Raw genomic sequence first — 19,278 nt, 5'->3', positions numbered from 1 at the left:
CATGTCAGGAGTCAATATGCAGTTTGCGTATGACACGCGGGTCGCCCTCGCGACCGGATCGGCACTCGTGAACACCGTGCAGCCCGAGGGAGACCTGCTCGCGGATCGTGCCGGCCTCGACCGGTTCCTCGTCGACCACCCGTACACCGGCCGGATCGACGGCGACGGGGCCGAGCTACGCGCGGTGCGAGACGTACGCGACCGGCTGCGCGCCCTGTGGGACGCCGATGCCCGTGACGACGTGGTGGTGCTCGTCAACGCGCTGCTCGCCGACTCGGGCGCCCGACCTTTCCTCGCCCGCCACGACGAGTGGGACTGGCATCTGCACCTGTCCGACCCGGAGGCGCCGCTGGCGGACCGCATCGCCGCGGAGTCGGCGATGGCGTTCGTCGACCTGATCCGGGCGGACGATCTCGATCGGCTGCAGCGGTGCGCCGCGCCCGACTGCGACGACGTGCTCGTCGACCTGTCCCGCAACCGCTCCAAGCGGTACTGCGACACCGGAAACTGCGGCAACCGCCAGCATGTTGCGGCGTACCGGGCGCGGCGCGCGCGCTGAAGCCGACGCACTCAGGCGGCGACGCGGAGACGGTCGGCGAGGCCGTGTCCGTGCGTGCGTGCCGCACGGTGTGCGTTCTCCAGATTGGCTGCCGCAAGGTCGCGTAGGTCTTCCATCCCGGGCGTGACGGGTGCGAGAGTCAGCTCGGTCTCGATCAGCTCCAGATCGAGACCGAGGACGTCACCGAAGATCCGGCGCAGCCAGTCGGTGCCGTGATCTCACCCGTGCCGCGGGGCTCCCGGGCCGTAGCCGCCGCCCCGTGCCGTGACGAGGTACGCGGGCCGTCCGGCGGCGGTCTCCTGGCCGAGTGCGAACCGGGGGTCGGTGAGGAGTACGTCGGCCCAGGTCTTGACGTGCTGGGAGACGCCGAAGTTGTAGAAGGGTGCGGTGAGGAGGTACGCGTCGGCCCGCTCGAACTCGGTCGCGATCGTCTCGGCGGTCGCCGCCGCTGCCTGCTGCTCCTCGATCGGCTCACCACCGGGCGCCGGCCCGCGTGGATACCAGGTGCTGTCGATAGCGACCGCCGGCGCATGCGGAACGCAGGCCGCGTTGGCAGAGCAGATCGGCGTCGATCGTACGGTCGTGCCGCACCTCATCGATGACCTGGAGGACGCCGGGCTGGTCGAGCGGAAGCCGGACCCGGCCGACCGCCGGGCGCGCAGGGTCGAGCTGACCGCGAAGGGCCGCTCGACGCATGACGAGCTCGCTGCCCGGATCCGGCAGGTCGAGCGCGAGGTCCTGGCGGGCCTCGATGACGCGTCGGTCGAGCAGTTGCGGGGGCTTCTGCGCCGGGCCGCCGGCGCGGTCGACGATCCGCCGTCAGACTCGTGCGATGTCGTCAACGAGTTCCACCCCGACCGCTGACTGCGGCGGCGTACCCGTGTCCGGTCGGCACCCGCGCCGCCGGTAGTCTCGCTGCGTGCGCATTGCCAGATTCACCACCGACGAAGACCCGCGTTTCGGCCTGATCGGCGAGGAGGACGGCTCGCCAGTCGTCGCCGTCGTTTCCGGAGACCCCCTGTACGCCGGCATCAACCTCACCGGAGAGAAGGTCCCGCTCGACGACGTCCGGTTGCTGGCGCCGGTGCTCCCACGCAGCAAGGTGATCGGTATCGGGCGCAACTACGCCGCGCACGCCGCCGAGCTCGACCACGAGCTCCCCGAGGAACCGCTCGTCTTCCTGAAGCCGAACACCAGCGTCGTCGGCCCTGGTGACCCGATCCTCTACCCGAGCCAGACCTCCGAGCTGCACTACGAGGGCGAGCTCGCCGTCGTCATCGGGCGCATCTGCCGCGACGTACCCGCCGAGACGGCCGACAAGGTCGTCTACGGCTACACGGTCGCCAACGACGTGACGGCGCGCGACCTACAGCGCTCCGACAACCAGTGGGCACGGGCGAAGGGCTTCGACTCGTTCTGCCCGCTCGGGCCCTGGATCGAGACCAACCTCGAGATCGACGACCTCGCGATCGAGACGGTTCTCGGCGACGAGGTACGCCAGGACGGCCGTACGTCCGACATGATCTTCAAGGTCCCCGACCTGATCGCGTACGTCTCGTCGTTCATGACACTGCTTCCCGGCGACGTGCTCCTGACCGGCACCCCCGAAGGCGTCGGCCCGATGAAGGCCGGCGACGAGGTCACCATCACGATCGAGGGGATCGGCACCCTGACCAACCCGGTGGTGGACCGTGACTGACGTACGCGTCCGCTTCTGTCCCTCGCCGACCGGCAACCTGCATGTCGGCAACGTACGCACCGCGTTGTTCAACTGGGCGTACGCGCGCCACACCGGCGGCACGTTCGTGTTCCGCATCGAGGACACCGACGCGGCCCGCGACAGCGAGGACTCCTACGCCGGACTGCTCGACTCGCTGCGCTGGTTGGGCCTCGACTGGGATGAGGGGCCCGAGGTCGGCGGCGACCACGGACCGTACCGCCAGTCGGAACGGTTCGACCTGTACGGCGACGTCGCGCGCAAGCTCGTCGAGTCGGGTCATGCGTACTACGCGTACGACACTCCCGAGGAGCTCGAGGAGCGCCGCGAGAAGGCGCGCGCCGAGGGCCGCTCGAGCGGGTACGACGGGCTGCACCGCGACCTGACCGACGAGCAGCGCGCGGCGTACGAGGCGGAGGGGCGCAAGCCGGTCATCCGCTTCCGGATGCCCGATGTGCCGATCACGTTCACCGACCTCGTCCGCGGCGAGATGACGTTCGAGCCCGAGCACGTGTCCGACTACGTGCTCGTACGCGCGAACGGCCAGCCTCTCTACACGCTCACGAACCCGGTCGACGACGCGACGATGGGCATCACCCACGTACTCCGCGGCGAAGACCTGCTGAGCTCCACGCCCCGTCAGATCCCGCTACACGTGGCGTTGATCGCGGTCGGGGTGAGCCAGGGTGTCGTGCCGCACTACGGTCACCTGCCGTTCGTCATGGGCCCCGGGAACCGCAAGCTGTCCAAGCGCGACCCCGGCGGCGGGCTGCAGACGTATCGTGAGCGCGGGTTCCTGCCCGAGGGCCTGCTGAACTATCTCGCCCTGCTCGGGTGGTCGATCGGCAACGACCGCGAGCTGTTCACTCTGCAGGAGATGGCCGAGGCGTTCGAGATCGAGCGGGTCAACCCGAACCCCGCACAGTTCGACCTGAAGAAGTGCGAAGCGATCAACGGCATGAAGATCCGCGAGCTCAGTGCGGACGATCTCGCGGATCGGCTCGTTCCATACCTGCGGGACGCCGATCTCGTCGGCGGCGAGCTGACCCCCGAGCAGCATGACCTGCTGACCGCGGCGACGCCGCTCGTCCAAGAGCGGATGGCGGTGCTGTCCGAGGCCGTCGACATGCTCGGGTTCCTGTTCGTCGCAGACGACGCCTTCGACGTCGACCCCGACGAGGCGGCGAAGGCGTTCACCGCCGACGGCCTCGAGGTCGTACGTACGTCGATCGCGGCGCTCTCGGCCCTCGAGCCGTGGAACACGGCATCGATCGAGGCCGCCCTCCGTGGCGCCCTGATCGACGGCATGGGCCTCAAGCCGCGCAAGGCGTTCGCGCCGGTACGCGTCGCGGTCACCGGCAAGAAGATCTCGCCGCCGCTGTTCGAGTCGCTCGAGCTGTTGGGTCGGGAGAAGGCACTCGCCAGACTCCGGGCTGCGCTCACCCGCGCAGACTAGCGTTCAGGGCAGCAGCACGATCTTGCCGCGTACGTGGCCGGCGATCGACCGCTCATGTGCCGCCCTGACCTCGCTCAGCGGGTAGGTGGTGTCGACGAAGACCTGGAGCTTGCCGCTCTCCGCGAGGTCGGCGAGGTCGAGCCGCGCCGCCTTGCGCAGCTCGGTGCCTGGATCTGCACCAGGCCCGCCGCCAAGCGCCGGGAAACCTTCGGCCCGAGCGCGCCCGAAGGCGGCGACCGTGACGAGTCTGCTGCGGTCCTCGACGAGCGCAAGCGAGGCGTCCACGGCGTCGTCGTCTCCGTAGAGGTCGATCGCCGCATCAACGCCGCTGGGCGCGAGCTCGCGTACTCGCTCGGCGAGTCCGGGGCCGTACGCGACGGGTTCGGCGTGCAGTTCGCGGAGGAAGTCGTGGTTGCGTTGGCTCGCGGTCGCGATGACCCGAGCGCCACGGGCGGTGGCGAGCTGCACGGCCGCAGCGCCGACGCTTCCCGCACCCGAATGGATGAGCACCGTGTCGCCGTCCTCCGGATCGACCACGCTGATCGCATGGACGGCCGTGACCCCGCCGAGCAGGAGCCCGGACGCTTCCTCCCAACCGAGCGCGTCGGGCTTCGGGATGGTCGCGTCGGCGGGTACGACGAACTCGTCGGCGTACGCCCCGAAGGCGCGGTAGGTGATGACCTCGTCGCCGACGGAGACGGGGCCGCGAGGGCCGGTCGCGCCCGCACCGACCGCCGTCACCACTCCCGCCGCCTCGCGGCCGAGCGCGATCGGCAGGTCCGACCGGTCGTTGCCGAACCGGCCGCTGTATTGCTTGTGGTCGGCCGGGTTGACCGCCGCCGCGCGTACCTGCACAGAGACCTCGCCGGCGCCGGGCGCGGGTCGGTCGTACTCGACGAGCTTCAGGACCTCGGGGCCACCGAAGTCGGTGGCGACTACATGCGTGCTCATGACCTCGGACAACGTGATCGCCGGGAGACTGATTCCGCGCGGCAACCGTTTGGTTGCGTCGTGCGTCACATTTGTCGTGATCAGGGACACGAGGGACCTCGAGGACCTCCGGCGCATGCAGGGACTCATCGCGCGGGAGCAGCGCTTCACCGAACGCCATCCATCGCTGTATCCCGCTGCGGTACAGCTGCATCGGATCCGCCGGCGACTGCGCTGGATGCGGACGAGCGCGACGTGGGCGAGCGCGCGTACGGCCGAGCGGCTACCGGTGCGGATCAAGCGGCACAAGTCGCTGCTGCGCCGTACGCTCAGCGATGACGAGATGCACCTACAGGACGGCAAGGTGCGCAACCTCGAGCTCGCGTCTGCGAGGCTCGACGGCCTGCTGATCCGGCCGGGCGAGACCGTTTCCTTCAACCGCGTCGTCGGCAACTGCACGCGGCGCAAGGGGTACGTCGACGGCATGCGGCTGTCGAACGGCGAGGCGTTGTCCGGTGTCGGAGGCGGCATCTGCCAGCTCGCGAACCTGCTCCACTGGATGGTCCTGCACTCGCCGATGACGGTCACCGAACGCTCCGAGCACAGTTTCGACCCGTTCCCCGACAACGGCCGGGTGCTTCCGTGGGGCACCGGGTGCTCGATCGTGTACAACTACGTCGACCTGTGCTTCCGCAACGACACCGACATCACGTTCGCGCTGTCGGTACGCGTCGGTGAGCGCTACCTCGAGGGTGAGCTGCGCGCCTCGGCCACGCCGGAGCATTCCTACAGCGTCTTCGCCCGCGACGAGACGTTCCTGCGGCTCGGTGGCGAGTACTTCCGCCGCAACGAGATCTGGCGCACGGTCATCGACCGCCGCGTCGGAGTCCAGATCGGGGAGGAGCTCGTTCGTCGCAACTGCGCGCTCGTGAGGTACGTGCCGACGGGCGTCGACGTTCAAGACATCACGCCGCTCGACGGGCGCGTCGGAGACCCCCGGGCGGCTTGACGGTCCCGCCGACCTCCCCAATTTGGGCGCGCAATCGTCCATCCGGTAAAGTCAGCGCTCGGCTCGTACAGAGCAAAACCCATGGGGTATGGGGTAATTGGCAGCCCGGCTGGTTCTGGTCCAGTTAGTCTAGGTTCGAGTCCTAGTACCCCAGCGATTTGGGACATTTCGGATTCGTCCGGTAATGTTCTGCTCGCTCTTGGCCCCGTTGTGTAGCGGCCTAGCACGCCGCCCTCTCAAGGCGGTAGCGCCGGTTCGAATCCGGTCGGGGCTACCAAGGCGACCGAAGCCCTCACCTCGCGGTGAGGGCTTCGTCGTTTCGAGACCACGTGAGGGCGCCGTCGGTGATGTGAGCGACTCGGTCGGTGAGATCGAGCTGCCGGTCGTCGTGGGTGACGAGCAGGGTAGCGGTGCCGCGATCGCGGGTCAGCCCGACCAGAAGCTCGATGATCTGCATGCCCCGCTCCCGATCGAGCGCGCTCGTCGGCTCGTCGACGACGAGGACCGACGGGTCGTTCATCAGCGCTCGCGCGATGTTGACCCGCTGGCGCTGCCCACCCGACAGGTGCGCGGGGCGCCGATGCTCCAGGCCGGCGAGCCCGACGGAGTCGAGCAACGCGGCCGCCTCGTCTCGTACCGTGCGCCGCGGTCGTTTGGCCCCGCCGAGCTCGTTGGTCGCCACCAGCTGGTCGAGGGCGGTGAGCGACGGCACCAGGCTCGGCTGCTGGAACACGATCCCGATGGTGTCGCGGCGGACGGCGGTACGCTCGCGCGCGCTCAGTCCGGTGACGTCCCGGCCGTCGATCGTGACCGTTCCAGAGGTCGGGGTCAGCAGGGTCGACGCGACAGCGAGCAGGGTGGACTTGCCGGAACCGCTCGCGCCGGTGATCGCCGTGACGGTGCCGGCGTCGGCGGTGAGGCTGACCCGGTCGAGCGCGGTGAGCGTGCCGTCGCCGTCGGGGTAGATGACCGTGGCGTCGTCGATCGCGATTGTCATGATGCGCTCCTTTGTCAGGCGGCCCGGTTGAGGGCCTGCAACGGGTCGGACGAGGTCACGATCCGGACGGATGCCGCGGCACCGATCAGTCCGAGAACGGTGAGGATCAAGCCGGGCACGACGGTCGTCGAGACGTCGAGTACGAAGGGCACCGACCCGGAGATGACGGCGCCCATCGCGGCCACGACGGCGATCCCGATGCTCACACCGACGGCGACGACGATGAGAGCCTGCCCGAGCGTTCCTCGTACGAGAGACGAGGTCGTTGCGCCGAGGGCCTTGAGCACCGCGAGGTCGCCGACACGCTGCAGCGTCCACACGACGAAGAACGCTCCGACGACGAGCGCCGAGATCGCATACAGCATGGCCGTCATCATCGTCAGGGACCCGTTCTCAGAGGCGTACGAGCCGATGGCGGCGAACGACTCCTCGGTCGTCGTCGACACCGTGCCGTCGGGGTCGGCTCCGACCGACCCGTCTGTCGACACCGCGAGTACGGTCGCGTGCGCCGGTGCGGCCGCGATGTTCGAACGCCACGAGGAGATCGGCACCCAGACGACGGGTAGGTGCGAGAACCGGGCCTCACCGGAGATCGACGCGACCTCGTACGAGTCGCCGGCGATCTTCACCCGCTCACCGGTTCCGACGCCGAGGGCGTCTGCGGCCGGTTCGGACAGGACAACCGTCGCCGGCTTGTCGGGAACGGTCGGCACATCGGGCCCGGACATCTGGGGCCTGATGCCGAATGCGGCAACGGTCTCCTGTCGGTCACCTGCGCTCGACTGGGTCGTCGAGATGCCGATCGGGTCGACGCCGCTGACGCCCGACGTCTTCTCCCAGCGCTCGGCCTGCCGATCGCCGATCGTCGAGTCGGCGTACGACGGGTCGCCGCCCGCATCCGAGAACACGATCCGGTCCGCTCCGAGTGCCTCGACGGCCGACGTGTTCTCCTGTGCCAGCCCGCGGGTGAGGCCGCTGATGAAGCCCACGAGCACGGTCATCAGGACGACGATCGTGGAGACGAGCAGGAACCTCCCCCGGGCGAATCGAATATCGCGCCACGCGATGAACACCGTTCCTCCTTCTGGTCTGGATCTGTGTCTCCAGGCTCGCGCTCGGGAAGGCGCGAGCCATCGTCGGAAGGGAGGGTGTCGGGGGTCGTCCGATCCATCGTTTCTCCAACTTTCGATCCATGGGTGAACGGACGGCCAGGACTAGACTGAGCAGGACATGGACCGGATGACGTTGGCGCGCGCCTCAGCCGCGCTCAGGACCGCTCTCCACGTCCTGTTCATCGGGCTGACGATCTTCGTCGCGATCGACGCACTCGTTCGACCGTCCGATCACGCGGCGGCCGTCGTCGCCCTGGCGATCGTCATCCTCGCGACGTACGTCGCCGGCGTCGCACTGTACGACGCGTCCACGCCGCTCTGGACGGTGGCGACCGGCCTGCTCGTGCTGAGCGCGGAGTGGGTGGCGCTGTTCGTGCTGAGCCCGACGGCGGCGTTCCTCGCGTTCCCGATGTTCTTCCTCTACCTGTATACGCTGCCGGCGCGATGGGCGCTCCCGTCGGTCGCGGCGGCGACGGCAGTCGTCGTCGTGCTCTACGGGTGGCACCGCGGCTACAACGTCGGCGCCGTGATCGGGCCGATCGTCGGCGCGGCGGTGGCGGTCGCGTTCGTCGGCGGGTTCCGCACTCTGCAGCGTGAAGTCAGGCACCGCCAGGTGCTGATCGACGAGCTGGTCGAGGCGCGCGACGAACTGGCCCGGCGCGAGCACGAGGCGGGCGTACTCTCCGAGCGCTCCCGGCTCGCGCGAGAGATCCACGACACGGTCGCCCAAGGGTTGTCGAGTATCCAGTTGCTCCTGCATGCGGCCGAACGAGCGGACGCCGACCACGCGGCCCTGGACCACATCCGGCTCGCCCGAGAGACGGCTGCGGCGAACCTCGCCGAGACCCGTCGGTTCATCGAGGCTCGCCCTCCAGTGGCGCTGCAGAACCAGACGCTCGCGAACGCGCTCGAGCGTCTGGCCGTTGGTAGCGAGCCCCCGCAGGTCACCGTGACGGTCGACGGAGAGCCGGGCGAGCTCCCGATGCCGATCGAGACCGCACTGCTGCGTGTCGCCCAGGAGGCGTTGACGAACGTACGCCGACACGCGAACGCGTCGCGGGCGGCGATCACGCTCACCTACATGGGCGATGCCGTCACGCTCGACGTCGTCGACGACGGGGATGGTTTCGACCCCGGTGATCTGGCCGATGCCGGCGCACGTCCGTTCGGCATCACCGGTATGCGCGCCCGCGTCGAGGAACTCGGTGGCTCGTTCTCGATCGAGTCGCAGGCGGGGTCGGGCGTCGCCGTCGCGGCGGCATTCGGGAGCCAGCCATGATCCGCCTGCTGATCGCCGATGACCATCCGGTCGTACGCGCGGGTCTTCGGGCGATGTTCGAGGCAGAGGACGACATCGACGTCGTGGGGGAGGCGAGCACCGGACGCGATGCCGTCGACGCTGCTGCGCGGCTCGCGCCCGACGTGGTGCTGATGGACCTCCAGTTCGGTCCCGGCATGCAGGGGGTCGAGGCGACGCGGTCGATCCGTTCGGGCGATCACCCGTCGCGGGTGTTGATCCTGACGAACTACGGCACCGACTCCGACATCCTCGACGCGGTGGAGGCCGGTGCGAGCGGCTACCTGCTGAAGGACGCCGATCCGCAGCATCTCGTCGGCGGCGTACGCGCTGCCGCGGCAGGCAAGAGCGCGCTCGCACCGGAGGTCGCGAGTCGGCTGATGAACCAGATGGCGAACCCGACGACCCGGCTCACCGCCCGAGAGGCCGAGGTTCTCTCCCGAGTGGCGGACGGGCAGTCGAACCGGGACATCGGACGTGCGCTGTTCCTGAGCGAGGCGACGGTGAAGAGCCATCTCGTGCACATCTTCACCAAGCTCGGCGTTGCCTCGCGTACTGCGGCAGTCGCGCGGGCGCGGGAGACCGGCGCGATCCGTTAGACCGGGCGTCGCCGTGCCGTGCCGTCAATGTCCGATTCCCGCGAGGGTCTGTCGGACGTGGCGGGCATGATGGACGCGTGACGACGATCATGACCGGCGCCGAGCTCGATCCCGACGAGCATGCGCGTCTCTATCGCGCGGCCGCGTCGAGAGACGCGCGGTTCGACGGTGTCTTCTTCGTCGCGGTGCGTACGACCGGCATCTACTGTCGGCCGTCGTGCCCGGCCGTCACGCCGAAGTCATCGAACGTCACGTTCCATCGCACAGCGGCCTCCGCACACGAGTCGGGCTATCGCGCGTGCCGCCGATGTCGTCCCGACACGACGCCGGGCTCGCCCGAGTGGGACGTACGCGCCGATGCCGCTGGCCGGGCCATGCGGCTCATCCGCGACGGCGTCGTCGAGCGCGACGGCGTCGATGGGCTCGCGGACACGCTCGGCTATTCGACCCGGCACCTGAACCGGATGCTGACCGCTGAGCTCGGTGCCGGTCCGCTCGCTCTCGCACGTAGCCAGCGGGCGGCCACAGCGCGCACGCTGATCGAGACGACGTCGATGACGTTCGCGGACGTCGCCTTCGCTGCCGGGTTCGCGTCGGTACGCCAGTTCAACGACACGATCCGCCAGGTGTACGCGGCGTCGCCGTCCCAGCTGCGCGCCAGTCGGCGCACGTTCAGCGGGGGCGGGCAGTTGTCGTTGCGGTTGCCGGTGCGGCAGCCGTTCGACTCGCGTCGGGTGCTCGACTTCCTTGCCGCACGGGCGGTTCCCGGTGTCGAGGCAGTTCGCGGCGACACGTACGCACGGGTACTCCGTCTGCATCACGGTACGTCCGTTGTCAGTCTGCGCGTGCGCGACGACAGCGTGACGATGGCGCCGGCGATGCACGATCTACGCGACCTTGCGGCGGCCGTACAGCGTTGCCGGCAGCTGCTCGATCTCGACGCCGACGCGCTCGCGATCGATGACGTGCTCGGCGCCGACGAATCGCTGGCGCCGTTGGTACGTTCGGCGCCGGGGCTCCGCGTCCCGGGCCATGTCGACGGCTTCGAGGTTGCCGTCCGCGCGATCCTGGGGCAGCAGGTATCGGTCGCGGGCGCTCGTACGACCGCGGCAAAGCTTGCCGAGCGCTTCGGCGACGCGATCGAGTCCGATGCCGCGACCGGGCTTGTCCGTGCATTTCCCGCCGCGGCGACGATCGCGGCCGCTGACCCAGCCGATCTCGGCGTACCTCGCCAGCGCGGGCGGGCCCTGGTCGGCCTCGCGGCCGCAGTCGCATCCGGACAACTCGCACTCGATCCCGGCGCCGACCGCGAGGAGACCCGCGAGCGGCTGCTCGCGGTGCCGGGCATCGGACCGTGGACGGCCGCGTACATCGCGATGCGCGCGCTCTCCGATCCGGATGTGTTTCTCGACGCCGACCTGGTCGTACGCAAGGCGATGCGCTCGATCGGCGCCGACGCGAGCCAGGTCGAACGGTGGGCGCCGTGGCGTTCGTACGCGGTGCTGCACCTGTGGCGGCAGGAGAGCGAGAATGGAGCTTCGAGATGAGTGAGACACAGCTGGTGATGCGATCGCCCGTCGGCCCGTTGCGGCTGCGCACCGACGGGCACAAGCTGACCGAGATCAGGTTCGTGACGGACCCCGAGGAGTCGTCGGACTCGCCGATCCTGCGCGAGACGCAGCGGCAGCTGGTGGCGTACTTCGCCGGTGAGCTGGACGAGTTCGACCTTCCGATCGAGCCGAGCGGCACCGACTTCCAGCGTCGCGTGTGGCAGGAGCTGCTGAACATCCCGTACGGCGAGACCACGAGCTACGGCGAGGTCGCGACCCGGCTCGGCCTGCCGCCGTCTGCTTCACGCGCGGTCGGCCTCGCGAACGGGTCGAACCCGATCTCTATTGTCGTTCCCTGCCATCGGGTGATCGGCGCCAACGGGTCGCTCACCGGATACGGCGGCGGCCTGGACAACAAGCGCCTGCTGTTGGAGCTGGAGTCGCAGCGTCGCGACGACGTGCTGTTTTGACGTGCCGGTGCCCCGCCGCGGTGGTGCTGTCGTGGCGGGGAGCCTACGCGGCGTCGTGTTTTCGCTTGGCTTGTGCGGTTCGGCTGATTTGACCGGGGAGTTTGGTGGTTGTCCCGCCGGTGACGAGGTACGTGCGGCCGGCGGGTGATTGCCAGAGCCAGATGCCGGGTGCGGGTGATTGCACGGTCCAGGCGGTGAAGGTTTTCGCGCGGTGGTGGTACCTACATAGTCGGTGGCCGTTTCTCGTGTCGGTCGTGCCGCCTTCTCGGTGGTTGATGATGTGGTCGTAGTCGCCGATGCGGGCTGGTCGGTTGCAGTGCGGGAACGTGCAGGTGCCGGCGTTCATCAGGGCGAGCTGCTCTTTGAGCCGTGGTGGTGCGACGTAGCCGGTGGCCGAGATGCTGGTCTCGAGGTCGATGACGGGTTTGACGGTGATGTGGGAGTGGCCGAGGATCTCGAGCGCTTCGGATCTTGTGATGGCGCCGACGTCTTCGAGTGACCAGGTGCCCCAGCACCGGTCGAAATGGACGTACAGAACGGTGTGCCGCGAGCCGGAGCGGCGCGCCCGACGTGCCCGTTCGGGTGACCCGCCGTCACCGGGCTCGTCGGCCGACTGGTCGGCGTACGAATCGTCGGCGTCTGCATCGGTGCCGCCGCCGGAACCGCGACGGGCGGCGGCGACCTGGTGGTAGAGGTCGTCGAGGCTGTCGGGTTCGTCGAGCATGCCGAGGGCGACGGAGCGGAGGATGCCGTGAGGGCGGTTGTCGCCGAGGAACCGGAGCGATTCGACGATCTGGTCGAGACGCTGGTCCAGCCTCTCGCCGTCGTCCAGCGACAGGGACCCGGAGATGCGGGCGAGTCCGTCGTCGGGCCAGATCGACACACTCCGCCGAGCACTGTTCTCGGTCCGTTGGTTTTCGGCGTCGTCGGGGTCTTCGACGATGCGGATCTGGTCCAGGATCTGCTGGACCCGCCCCATGCCGACTCGCGCGATCAACGGCGTCCCGTCCACATTCGCCGCGGCGAGCCGACGGTCGGCGTCGCCGGCTTGGGCGATGGTGAATCGTCGGGTCTTGCGGGCGACCTTCCGGATCCGCCACGCATCCACCGAACCTTCGTGCAGGCAGGCGAACAGTTGCGGGAGGCGGTAGGTGAGATCCAATGCGTCGGCGATCAGGTCCCGACCGCCGGACGCGGACAGCCCGAGTGCAGGCCCGACCTCACACGCGGCGTACTCCGACACGCTCGGGGTGCCCGACCCGCCGTAACGCGTCCACTCGTTGACACCACCGGCCCGTGCGAGGGGCGTACCTGCGGTGTCGGCGAGGTAGCCGAGGAGGGCGTCGTACTGGGCAGCCTCGGTCTGCGCGATCCGACGCCGCGCATCCAGCGCAACATCGAGCCCGTCGCCGGACCCGACGTCGTCGGTGAGTGTGGCCGCCCTCATAGAACATATTCTGCCACCCGCCACCGACAGGATCGGGTGCTCAGGGGCCCTATCCACAAGGGATTTCAAGAAAAGTTCGAGAAAGTTCTAGGCCGGATGGACCGTGCGAAGAGAATCTGCGTTTGGGTGCGGATAGCGACCCAAACGCAGATTCCTTCCTCGCCACGGGCCGGAGCCGACACCGAAGCACACGGCAACGACGAAGGTAGAAGCGAAAAGCTGGGGAAAGCCGACCAGCAACCCGAGCCACCCGGACACGGATCTCGTCGCCGCCGTGCGGTCCGCACCCCAGCGCACGGGGAACAGTGAAGGCCAGTAGCCCAGCGCACGGAGAACGGTGAAGGCCAGTAGTCCAGCGCACCGAGAACAGTGAAGGCCAGTAGCCCAGCGCACGGAGAACGGTGAAGGCCAGTAGCCCAGCGTACGAAAGCGACGAAGCCGGTACCCCAGCGCACGGAAGCCGATGAAGGCGAACCGGCACATCGGACCGACCAACCAAGCCTTCCACGTACGATCGCGGCATGCAGGTGAGAACGGTCGACTACCACACCGCCGGGGAACCGTTCCGGATCGTGGTCGAAGCGCCCGCGTTGGAGGGCAGCACGGTCGCGGACAAGCGCGTCCACGCGCAGACCGGTCACGAGGCGGAGCGCGTGCGCGAGCTCCTTGTCCGGGAGCCTCGCGGGCACGCGGACATGTACGGCGGATTCGTGGTTGAGCCCGACGATGCGGGCGCCGACCTGGGCGTGGTGTTCTGGCACCAGGATGGCTACTCGACGGCGTGCGGCCATGGCACGATCGCCCTTGCCACGTGGGCGGTTGAGTCCGGTCTGGTGCAGGGTGCGACAGATGGCGACATCGAGGTGACGGTCGATGTCCCGTCCGGCCGGGTCGTGGGTACGGTGCATCGAACGGCAGGACGTACCGGCAGCGTGACGTTCCGAAACGTCGAGTCGTACGTGATTGCCCGTGGTGTCCGACTCGAGACGTCACGCGGGCCTGTCGACGTCGACGTGAGCTACGGCGGCGCGATCTATGCGTCGGTCGCAGCCGGGCCCGCAGGGTTGGCGGTCGATCCTGACCGGTACAGCGAGCTGATCGCGTTGGGACGCGAGGTGAAGGCGCTGCTCGCCCACTCGCCTCATGCCAGGCATCCGACCGACGATCGCCTGTCCGGCATCTACGGCACGATCGTGTACGACGATCTCGGCCGAACTCAGCAGGGTCCGCATCAGCGCAACGTAACGATCTTCGCCGACGGTGAGGTCGACCGGTCGCCATGCGGATCGGGCACAGGCGCCCGCGTCGCGCTTCTTGCCGACGACGGCACGCTCGGTGCGGGCGAGACGCTGACCCACGACTCGATCGTCGACACCCGATTCACCGCGAGGGCTCTGCCGGGTACGCGCGCGGACACGGTTGTGCCGGAGGTGACGGGCGCCGCGTACCGTACGGGCGAGCACCTGTTCGTACTCGACGCCGACGACCCGCTACAGACAGGATTCGTACTCAGATGACGTTCAGCGACCTGCCGATCTACACTGCGGACGACGTGATGGGCGCCGTGCCGTACGCCGCCGCCGTCGACGCCATCGAGGAGGCCTTGCGCGGAAGCGTCGACCCCGCCGACGACCCGGCGCGCTCGTTCGTGGAGATCGATGCCGGACAACTGCTGTTGATGCCGTCGGCGGGCGGAGCCTATGCCGGGGTGAAGCTCGCGACCGTCGCTCCCGACAACCCCGCGCGCGGTTTGCCTCGGATCCAAGCCGTCTACGTGCTCTTCGACGCCGCGACTCTGTCGCCCGTCGCGCTTCTCGACGGGTCTGCACTCACCACGTTGCGTACGCCGGCGGTCTCGGCCGCGGCGGCGCGCCACCTCACGCCCGAGCGCCTCGATCGACTCGTCGTGTTCGGCACCGGGCCACAGGGCGGCGGGCACGTCGACGCGTTGGGGTCGATCCGCGAACTCGGTGAGGTGAACATCGTGGGACGCGACGCAACCAAAGCTGCCGCCCTTGCCGAACGCCTTGTCGGCAAGGGATTCGATGCCTCGGTCGGTACGGTCGACGGCGTGCGTGAGGCCGATGTCATCGTCTGCGCCACCACCGCCGAGACACCGCTCTTCGACGGCGCTCTCGTACGCGAGAACGCGTGTGTGCTTGCGATCGGGGCGCACACGCCCGACCACCGAGAGCTCGACTCCGGACTGATGGGGCGCAGCACGGTCGTCGTCGAGGATCACGACACCGCGCTTCGGGAGGCAGGCGACGTCGTACTTGCCGCCGCGGACGGCGCGCTCGACATCGACGACACCGTGCCTCTCCGTGACCTCGTCAACGGCACGTCGACGCGTACGAGCGGCAGACCCGCGGTGTTCAAGGGCACCGGGATGTCCTGGCAGGACCTCGCCGTCGCGTCTGTCGCGTACGAGCGGCTGCGCTCGGCCTGATCGCCTCAGTCGCCGCTGCGACGCAGCGACTGGGTGAGCCGTTCGGCGGCCGCGACGACCGCGGGGGCGTGGATGCGGCCGGGTTGGCGCGACAGTCGCTCGAGCGGTCCGGAGACGGACACGGCCGCAATCACCTTGCCGGAGGGCGATCTGACGGACGCGGACACCGAGCCGATTCCCGCCTCGCGCTCACCGACGCTCTGGGACCAGCCACGGCGGCGTACGCCCGCGAGCGCGGCGGCCGAGAACGCGGAGTTCTGCAGGCCGCGGTTCATGCGCTCGGGATCCTCCCAGGCAAGGAGGATCTGCGCCGCCGAACCCGCCGACATGGTGAGCTGGCTACCGACGGGCACGGTGTCGCGCAGGCCGGTCGGTCGCTCCGCCGCCGCGACGCACACGCGTACGTCGCCTTGTCGGCGAAACAGCTGTGCGGACTCGCCGGTGATGTCGCGCAGCCGGGCGAGCACCGGGCCCGCTGCAGCGAGTAGGCGGTCTTCGCCGGCTGCGGCGGACAGCTCGGACAGCCGCGGCCCGAGGATGAAGCGCCCCTGCATGTCTCTGGCTACCAGCCGGTGGTGCTCGAGTGCGACGGCGAGGCGGTGCGCGGTCGGTCGAGCAAGGCCGGTCGTGCTCACCAGGCCCGCGAGCGTTGCGGGACCAGACTCGAGTGCGGTAAGCACGAGTGCGGCTTTATCAAGAACGCCGACTCCGCTAGAGTTGTCCATGCCTCGATACTGCCGTCTCGCAATATGGAATGCAAGTGTGACGCGTGGAGTCGGGCATCACACCTCTGGCAAGGAGCAAACCGATGGGCAGAACCCTCGCAGAGAAGGTCTGGGACGAGCACGTCGTGCGGAGCGCCGCCGGCGAACCCGACCTGCTCTTCATCGACCTCCACCTCGTACACGAGGTGACGAGCCCGCAGGCCTTCGACGGCCTGCGCCTCGCGGGGCGCCCGGTGCGGCGTACGGACCTCACGATCGCCACCGAGGACCACAACATCCCCACGATCGACGTCGACAAGCCGATCGCCGACCCCGTCTCGCGTACGCAGGTCGAGACCCTTCGTCGCAACTGCGAGGAGTTCGGTGTACGCATCGCGCCACTCGGCGACATCGACCAAGGCATCGTGCACATCATCGGCCCGCAGCTCGGTCTGACCCAGCCGGGGACGACCGTCGTGTGCGGTGACTCCCACACGTCAACGCACGGCGCGTTCGGCGCACTTGCCTTCGGCATCGGTACGAGCGAGGTCGAGCACGTACTCGCGACGCAGACCCTCCCGCAGGCGCGGCCCAAGACGATGGCCGTCAACGTCGAGGGTGCGCTGCACGACGGTGTGTCGGCGAAGGACCTCGTGCTGGCCCTGATCGCTCAGGAGACGACGGGCGGCGGACAGGGCTACATCGTCGAGTACCGCGGCGACGTGATCCGCGACCTGTCGATGGAAGCCCGCATGACGATCTGCAACATGTCGATCGAGTGGGGCGCCAAGGCGGGCATGATCGCCCCCGACGAGAAGACGTTCGCGTACCTGAAGGATCGCGCGCACGCGCCGAAGGGCGACCAGTGGGACGACGCGGTTGCGTACTGGCGCGGCCTCGCAACGGATCCCGACGCCGAGTTCGACCGCGAGGTAACGATCGACGCATCGGCACTCACGCCTTTCGTCACCTGGGGTACGAACCCCGGCCAGGGAAGGCCGCTCGGCGCGACTGTTCCGTCGCCCGAGGAGTTCGAGGACGCGAACGAGCGCGTCGCTGCGGAGCGAGCCCTCGAGTACATGGCCCTCGACCCGGGTACGCCGCTGCGCGACATCAAGATCGACACCGTGTTCGTCGGGTCGTGCACCAACGGCCGAATGGAGGATCTGCGTACCGCCGCGAAGATCATCGAGGGACACAAGGTGGATCCGGACACCCGGATGCTCGTCGTGCCCGGCTCGGCACGGGTACGCCTGCAGGCCGAGGACGAGGGCCTCGACCTCGTCTTCAAGAGCGCCGGTGCGGAGTGGCGCGGTGCCGGATGCTCCATGTGTCTCGGTATGAACCCCGACCAGCTCGCGCCCGGCGAGCGCAGCGCGTCGACGTCGAACCGCAACTTCGAAGGTAGGCAGGGGAAGGGCGGGCGTACGCACCTCGTGTCTCCGCAGGTCGCAGTGGCCACGGCGGTTCTCGGCCACCTCGCGTCGCCCGCAGACCTTCGCGCCGATCAACTCAGCAACAGCTGAACCTCACAGGAGAACCTGACATGGACAAGTTCGCGACGCACACGGGCGTCGGCGTTCCGCTGCGGCGGAGCAACGTCGACACCGACCAGATCATCCCCGCCGTGTACCTCAAGCGGGTCACGCGATCGGGTTTCGAGGACGGCCTCTTCTCCGCGTGGCGCAAGGATCCCGAGTTCGTGCTGAACGATCCGGCGTACGCGAGCGGCACGGTGCTCGTCGCCGGACCCGACTTCGGCACAGGCTCCTCGCGAGAGCATGCCGTGTGGGCATTGCAGAACTACGGGTTCCGCGTCGTCATCTCGCCGCGCTTCGGAGACATCTTCCGTGGCAACGCCGGCAAGTCCGGACTGCTCGCCGCGCAGGTCGACGACAAGACCGTGCAGGGCATCTGGCGACGGCTTCAGGATGCCCCCGGTACGGAGGTCTCTGTCGATCTCGTCGAGCGCACGATCAAGGTCGGAGACGGTCCCGATCGGCTCGAAGACTCCTTCGACATCGACGACTACACGCGCTGGCGGTTGCTCGAGGGGCTCGACGATATTGCGATCACTTTGTCGCATGACGACGAAGTTGCCGCGTACGAGGCAAATCGGCCTACGCACAAGCCCGTGACAACTTCCGGAGTTTGATCGAATGCTCAGATTCCAACTATTCATGGAATCTGAGCAACGCGAATCTCTTCCAGACTCGGATTCGACGCGCGCATCGGCGATCTTGATGGTTAACTCAGATCGCAACACACCATGGCGAAACGCCGTGCGGTGATTGTCTCGCCGCGATGTTTTGCCTACGGTCACTTGTGAGTCGGGCGCGCGCTCGGCCGAGTTCACGGGAAGGGAAGACAGTGAACAAGAGTCAGTTCATTGAAGCGCTCGCGGCCCACTTCGAGGGCAACAAGAAGCAAGCGGGCAAGGCGCTCGACGCGGTGATCGACACGATCACCCGCGAGGTCAGCAAAGGGGAAAAGGTTGCCATCACCGGTTTCGGTGCATTCGAGAAGGTCGTACGACCGGCGCGGATGGTCCGAAACCCGGCCACGGGTGAGCGGGTACGTGCAAAGAAGACCGCAGTGCCCAAGTTCCGTGCCGGCGCCGAGTTGAAGTCCGTCGTCTCCGGCGCAAAGAAGCTCCCGAGGCTGACGGTGGCAAAGAAGACCGCGGCCAAGAAGGCGCCCGCGAAGAAGGCTGCGACGAAGAAGGCGTCGCCCGCGAAGAAGTCGGCTGCGAAGAAGAGCACCGCGAAGAAGACGACGACCAAGAAGGCGTCGCCTGCGAAGAAGACGGCCGCGAAGAAGGCGCCCGCCAAGAAGGCGACGACGAAGAAGGCGTCGCCCGCCAAGAAGACCGCAGCGAAGAAGAGCACCGCGAAGAAGACCACTGCCAAGAAGGCGCCCGCGAAGAAGTCAGCGGCGAAGAAGTCGGCAGCGAAGAAGGCGACAGCCCGCAAGCGCTGACGA

20 protein-coding genes and 2 tRNA genes are annotated in these 19,278 nt (G+C 68.4%); 16 read left to right on the top strand and 6 right to left on the bottom strand.

Annotated features, from left to right (window positions below; all coding sequences use genetic code 11):
• The first annotated feature begins 16 nt into the window (after positions 1–16).
• Positions 17–559, top strand: coding sequence for a CGNR zinc finger domain-containing protein (locus L0C25_RS01220; RefSeq protein WP_271634550.1), 543 nt, complete (start codon positions 17–19; stop codon positions 557–559).
• A 218-nt stretch (positions 560–777) separates the two neighbouring features.
• Here L0C25_RS01220 and L0C25_RS01215 read toward each other — a convergent pair whose 3' ends face one another.
• A complete protein-coding gene (locus tag L0C25_RS01215) occupies positions 778–1,155 on the bottom strand; it encodes an NAD(P)H-dependent oxidoreductase (protein ID WP_271634549.1) in 378 nt (125 codons plus the stop codon).
• Between L0C25_RS01215 and L0C25_RS01210 the strand changes: the two genes are divergently transcribed.
• From L0C25_RS01210 to gltX, 3 genes are read left to right on the top strand one after another with little or no spacing between them, the layout of a single operon-like run.
• Entirely contained in the window at positions 1,064–1,423 is a 360-nt protein-coding gene (locus tag L0C25_RS01210; protein ID WP_271634548.1) for a MarR family winged helix-turn-helix transcriptional regulator, read from the top strand. The genes L0C25_RS01215 and L0C25_RS01210 overlap by 92 nt on opposite strands.
• A 55-nt stretch (positions 1,424–1,478) precedes the next feature.
• Positions 1,479–2,258: a fumarylacetoacetate hydrolase family protein gene (locus tag L0C25_RS01205; RefSeq protein WP_271634547.1), complete on the top strand. Its 780-nt coding sequence runs from the start codon at positions 1,479–1,481 to the stop codon at positions 2,256–2,258.
• Positions 2,251–3,732, top strand: coding sequence for a glutamate--tRNA ligase (gene gltX / locus L0C25_RS01200; RefSeq protein WP_271634546.1), 1,482 nt, complete (start codon positions 2,251–2,253; stop codon positions 3,730–3,732). Before L0C25_RS01205 ends, gltX begins: the two co-directional genes overlap by 8 nt.
• 3 nt (positions 3,733–3,735) lie before the next feature.
• Here the strand turns inward: gltX and L0C25_RS01195 are convergent, their stop codons facing one another.
• The gene (locus tag L0C25_RS01195) at positions 3,736–4,683 is read right to left on the bottom strand and encodes an NADP-dependent oxidoreductase (RefSeq protein WP_271634545.1); all 948 of its coding nucleotides are present in this window, start codon (positions 4,681–4,683) and stop codon (positions 3,736–3,738) included.
• Positions 4,684–4,798: 115 nt separating this feature from the next.
• Here L0C25_RS01195 and L0C25_RS01190 point away from each other — a divergent pair, with 115 nt between their 5' ends.
• The 3 genes from L0C25_RS01190 (at position 4,799) to L0C25_RS01180 (ending at position 5,948) form a co-directional block, all read left to right on the top strand.
• Complete coding sequence (locus L0C25_RS01190; RefSeq protein WP_271634544.1) at positions 4,799–5,671, top strand: VanW family protein; 873 nt, start codon at positions 4,799–4,801, stop codon at positions 5,669–5,671.
• Positions 5,672–5,753: 82 nt separating this feature from the next.
• A tRNA-Gln gene (locus tag L0C25_RS01185) sits at positions 5,754–5,825 on the top strand.
• Between the two features lie 47 nt (positions 5,826–5,872).
• Positions 5,873–5,948, top strand: a tRNA-Glu gene (locus L0C25_RS01180).
• A gap of 15 nt (positions 5,949–5,963) precedes the next feature.
• Here the strand turns inward: L0C25_RS01180 and L0C25_RS01175 are convergent.
• Positions 5,964–6,668 (bottom strand): ABC transporter ATP-binding protein, encoded by a 705-nt coding sequence (locus tag L0C25_RS01175; RefSeq protein ID WP_271634543.1) that lies wholly within the window; start codon positions 6,666–6,668, stop codon positions 5,964–5,966.
• 14 nt (positions 6,669–6,682) lie between these two features.
• The gene (locus tag L0C25_RS01170; protein WP_271634542.1) at positions 6,683–7,741 is read right to left on the bottom strand and encodes an ABC transporter permease; all 1,059 of its coding nucleotides are present in this window, start codon (positions 7,739–7,741) and stop codon (positions 6,683–6,685) included.
• Between the two features lie 157 nt (positions 7,742–7,898).
• Between L0C25_RS01170 and L0C25_RS01165 the strand changes: the two genes are divergently transcribed.
• The 4 genes from L0C25_RS01165 to L0C25_RS01150 all read left to right on the top strand — a co-directional run bounded on the left by L0C25_RS01165 (position 7,899) and on the right by L0C25_RS01150 (position 11,696).
• Entirely contained in the window at positions 7,899–9,059 is a 1,161-nt protein-coding gene (locus tag L0C25_RS01165) for a sensor histidine kinase (RefSeq protein WP_271634541.1), read from the top strand.
• Positions 9,056–9,676, top strand: a complete 621-nt coding sequence (locus tag L0C25_RS01160) for a response regulator transcription factor (protein WP_271634540.1) — start codon at positions 9,056–9,058, stop codon at positions 9,674–9,676. The genes L0C25_RS01165 and L0C25_RS01160 overlap by 4 nt, the downstream gene beginning before the upstream one ends.
• A 77-nt stretch (positions 9,677–9,753) precedes the next feature.
• Positions 9,754–11,223: a DNA-3-methyladenine glycosylase 2 family protein gene (locus L0C25_RS01155; RefSeq protein ID WP_271634539.1), complete on the top strand. Its 1,470-nt coding sequence runs from the start codon at positions 9,754–9,756 to the stop codon at positions 11,221–11,223.
• Positions 11,220–11,696 carry a methylated-DNA--[protein]-cysteine S-methyltransferase gene (locus tag L0C25_RS01150; RefSeq protein ID WP_271634538.1) on the top strand — a complete coding sequence of 159 codons (477 nt, stop codon included), beginning with the start codon at positions 11,220–11,222 and terminating at the stop codon, positions 11,694–11,696. Before L0C25_RS01155 ends, L0C25_RS01150 begins: the two co-directional genes overlap by 4 nt.
• Before the next feature lie 43 nt (positions 11,697–11,739).
• Here the strand turns inward: L0C25_RS01150 and L0C25_RS01145 are convergent, their stop codons facing one another.
• On the bottom strand, positions 11,740–13,143 hold the full coding sequence (locus tag L0C25_RS01145; protein WP_271634537.1) for an HNH endonuclease signature motif containing protein: 1,404 nt from the start codon (positions 13,141–13,143) through the stop codon (positions 11,740–11,742).
• 521 nt (positions 13,144–13,664) lie between these two features.
• Between L0C25_RS01145 and L0C25_RS01140 the strand changes: the two genes are divergently transcribed.
• The gene (locus L0C25_RS01140) at positions 13,665–14,660 is read left to right on the top strand and encodes a proline racemase family protein (RefSeq protein ID WP_271634536.1); all 996 of its coding nucleotides are present in this window, start codon (positions 13,665–13,667) and stop codon (positions 14,658–14,660) included.
• Complete coding sequence (locus L0C25_RS01135) at positions 14,657–15,592, top strand: ornithine cyclodeaminase family protein (RefSeq protein WP_271634535.1); 936 nt, start codon at positions 14,657–14,659, stop codon at positions 15,590–15,592. The genes L0C25_RS01140 and L0C25_RS01135 overlap by 4 nt, the downstream gene beginning before the upstream one ends.
• A gap of 5 nt (positions 15,593–15,597) precedes the next feature.
• Here the strand turns inward: L0C25_RS01135 and L0C25_RS01130 are convergent, their stop codons facing one another.
• Entirely contained in the window at positions 15,598–16,317 is a 720-nt protein-coding gene (locus L0C25_RS01130) for an IclR family transcriptional regulator (RefSeq protein WP_271634534.1), read from the bottom strand.
• A gap of 83 nt (positions 16,318–16,400) precedes the next feature.
• Here L0C25_RS01130 and leuC point away from each other — a divergent pair, with 83 nt between their 5' ends.
• The 3 genes from leuC (at position 16,401) to L0C25_RS01115 (ending at position 19,275) form a co-directional block, all read left to right on the top strand.
• Positions 16,401–17,822 carry a 3-isopropylmalate dehydratase large subunit gene (gene leuC / locus L0C25_RS01125; RefSeq protein ID WP_271634533.1) on the top strand — a complete coding sequence of 474 codons (1,422 nt, stop codon included), beginning with the start codon at positions 16,401–16,403 and terminating at the stop codon, positions 17,820–17,822.
• A 20-nt stretch (positions 17,823–17,842) separates the two neighbouring features.
• On the top strand, positions 17,843–18,451 hold the full coding sequence (gene leuD / locus L0C25_RS01120; RefSeq protein WP_271634532.1) for a 3-isopropylmalate dehydratase small subunit: 609 nt from the start codon (positions 17,843–17,845) through the stop codon (positions 18,449–18,451).
• 215 nt (positions 18,452–18,666) lie between these two features.
• Positions 18,667–19,275, top strand: a complete 609-nt coding sequence (locus L0C25_RS01115; RefSeq protein WP_271634531.1) for an HU family DNA-binding protein — start codon at positions 18,667–18,669, stop codon at positions 19,273–19,275.
• The last annotated feature ends 3 nt before the right edge of the window (positions 19,276–19,278 follow it).

It is taken from the genome of Solicola gregarius, assembly GCF_025790165.1.
Lineage (GTDB): Bacteria > Actinomycetota > Actinomycetes > Propionibacteriales > Nocardioidaceae > Solicola > Solicola gregarius.
Note: the sequence above shows the minus strand (reverse complement) of the source record. Positions and strands in the feature narration are given on the sequence as shown.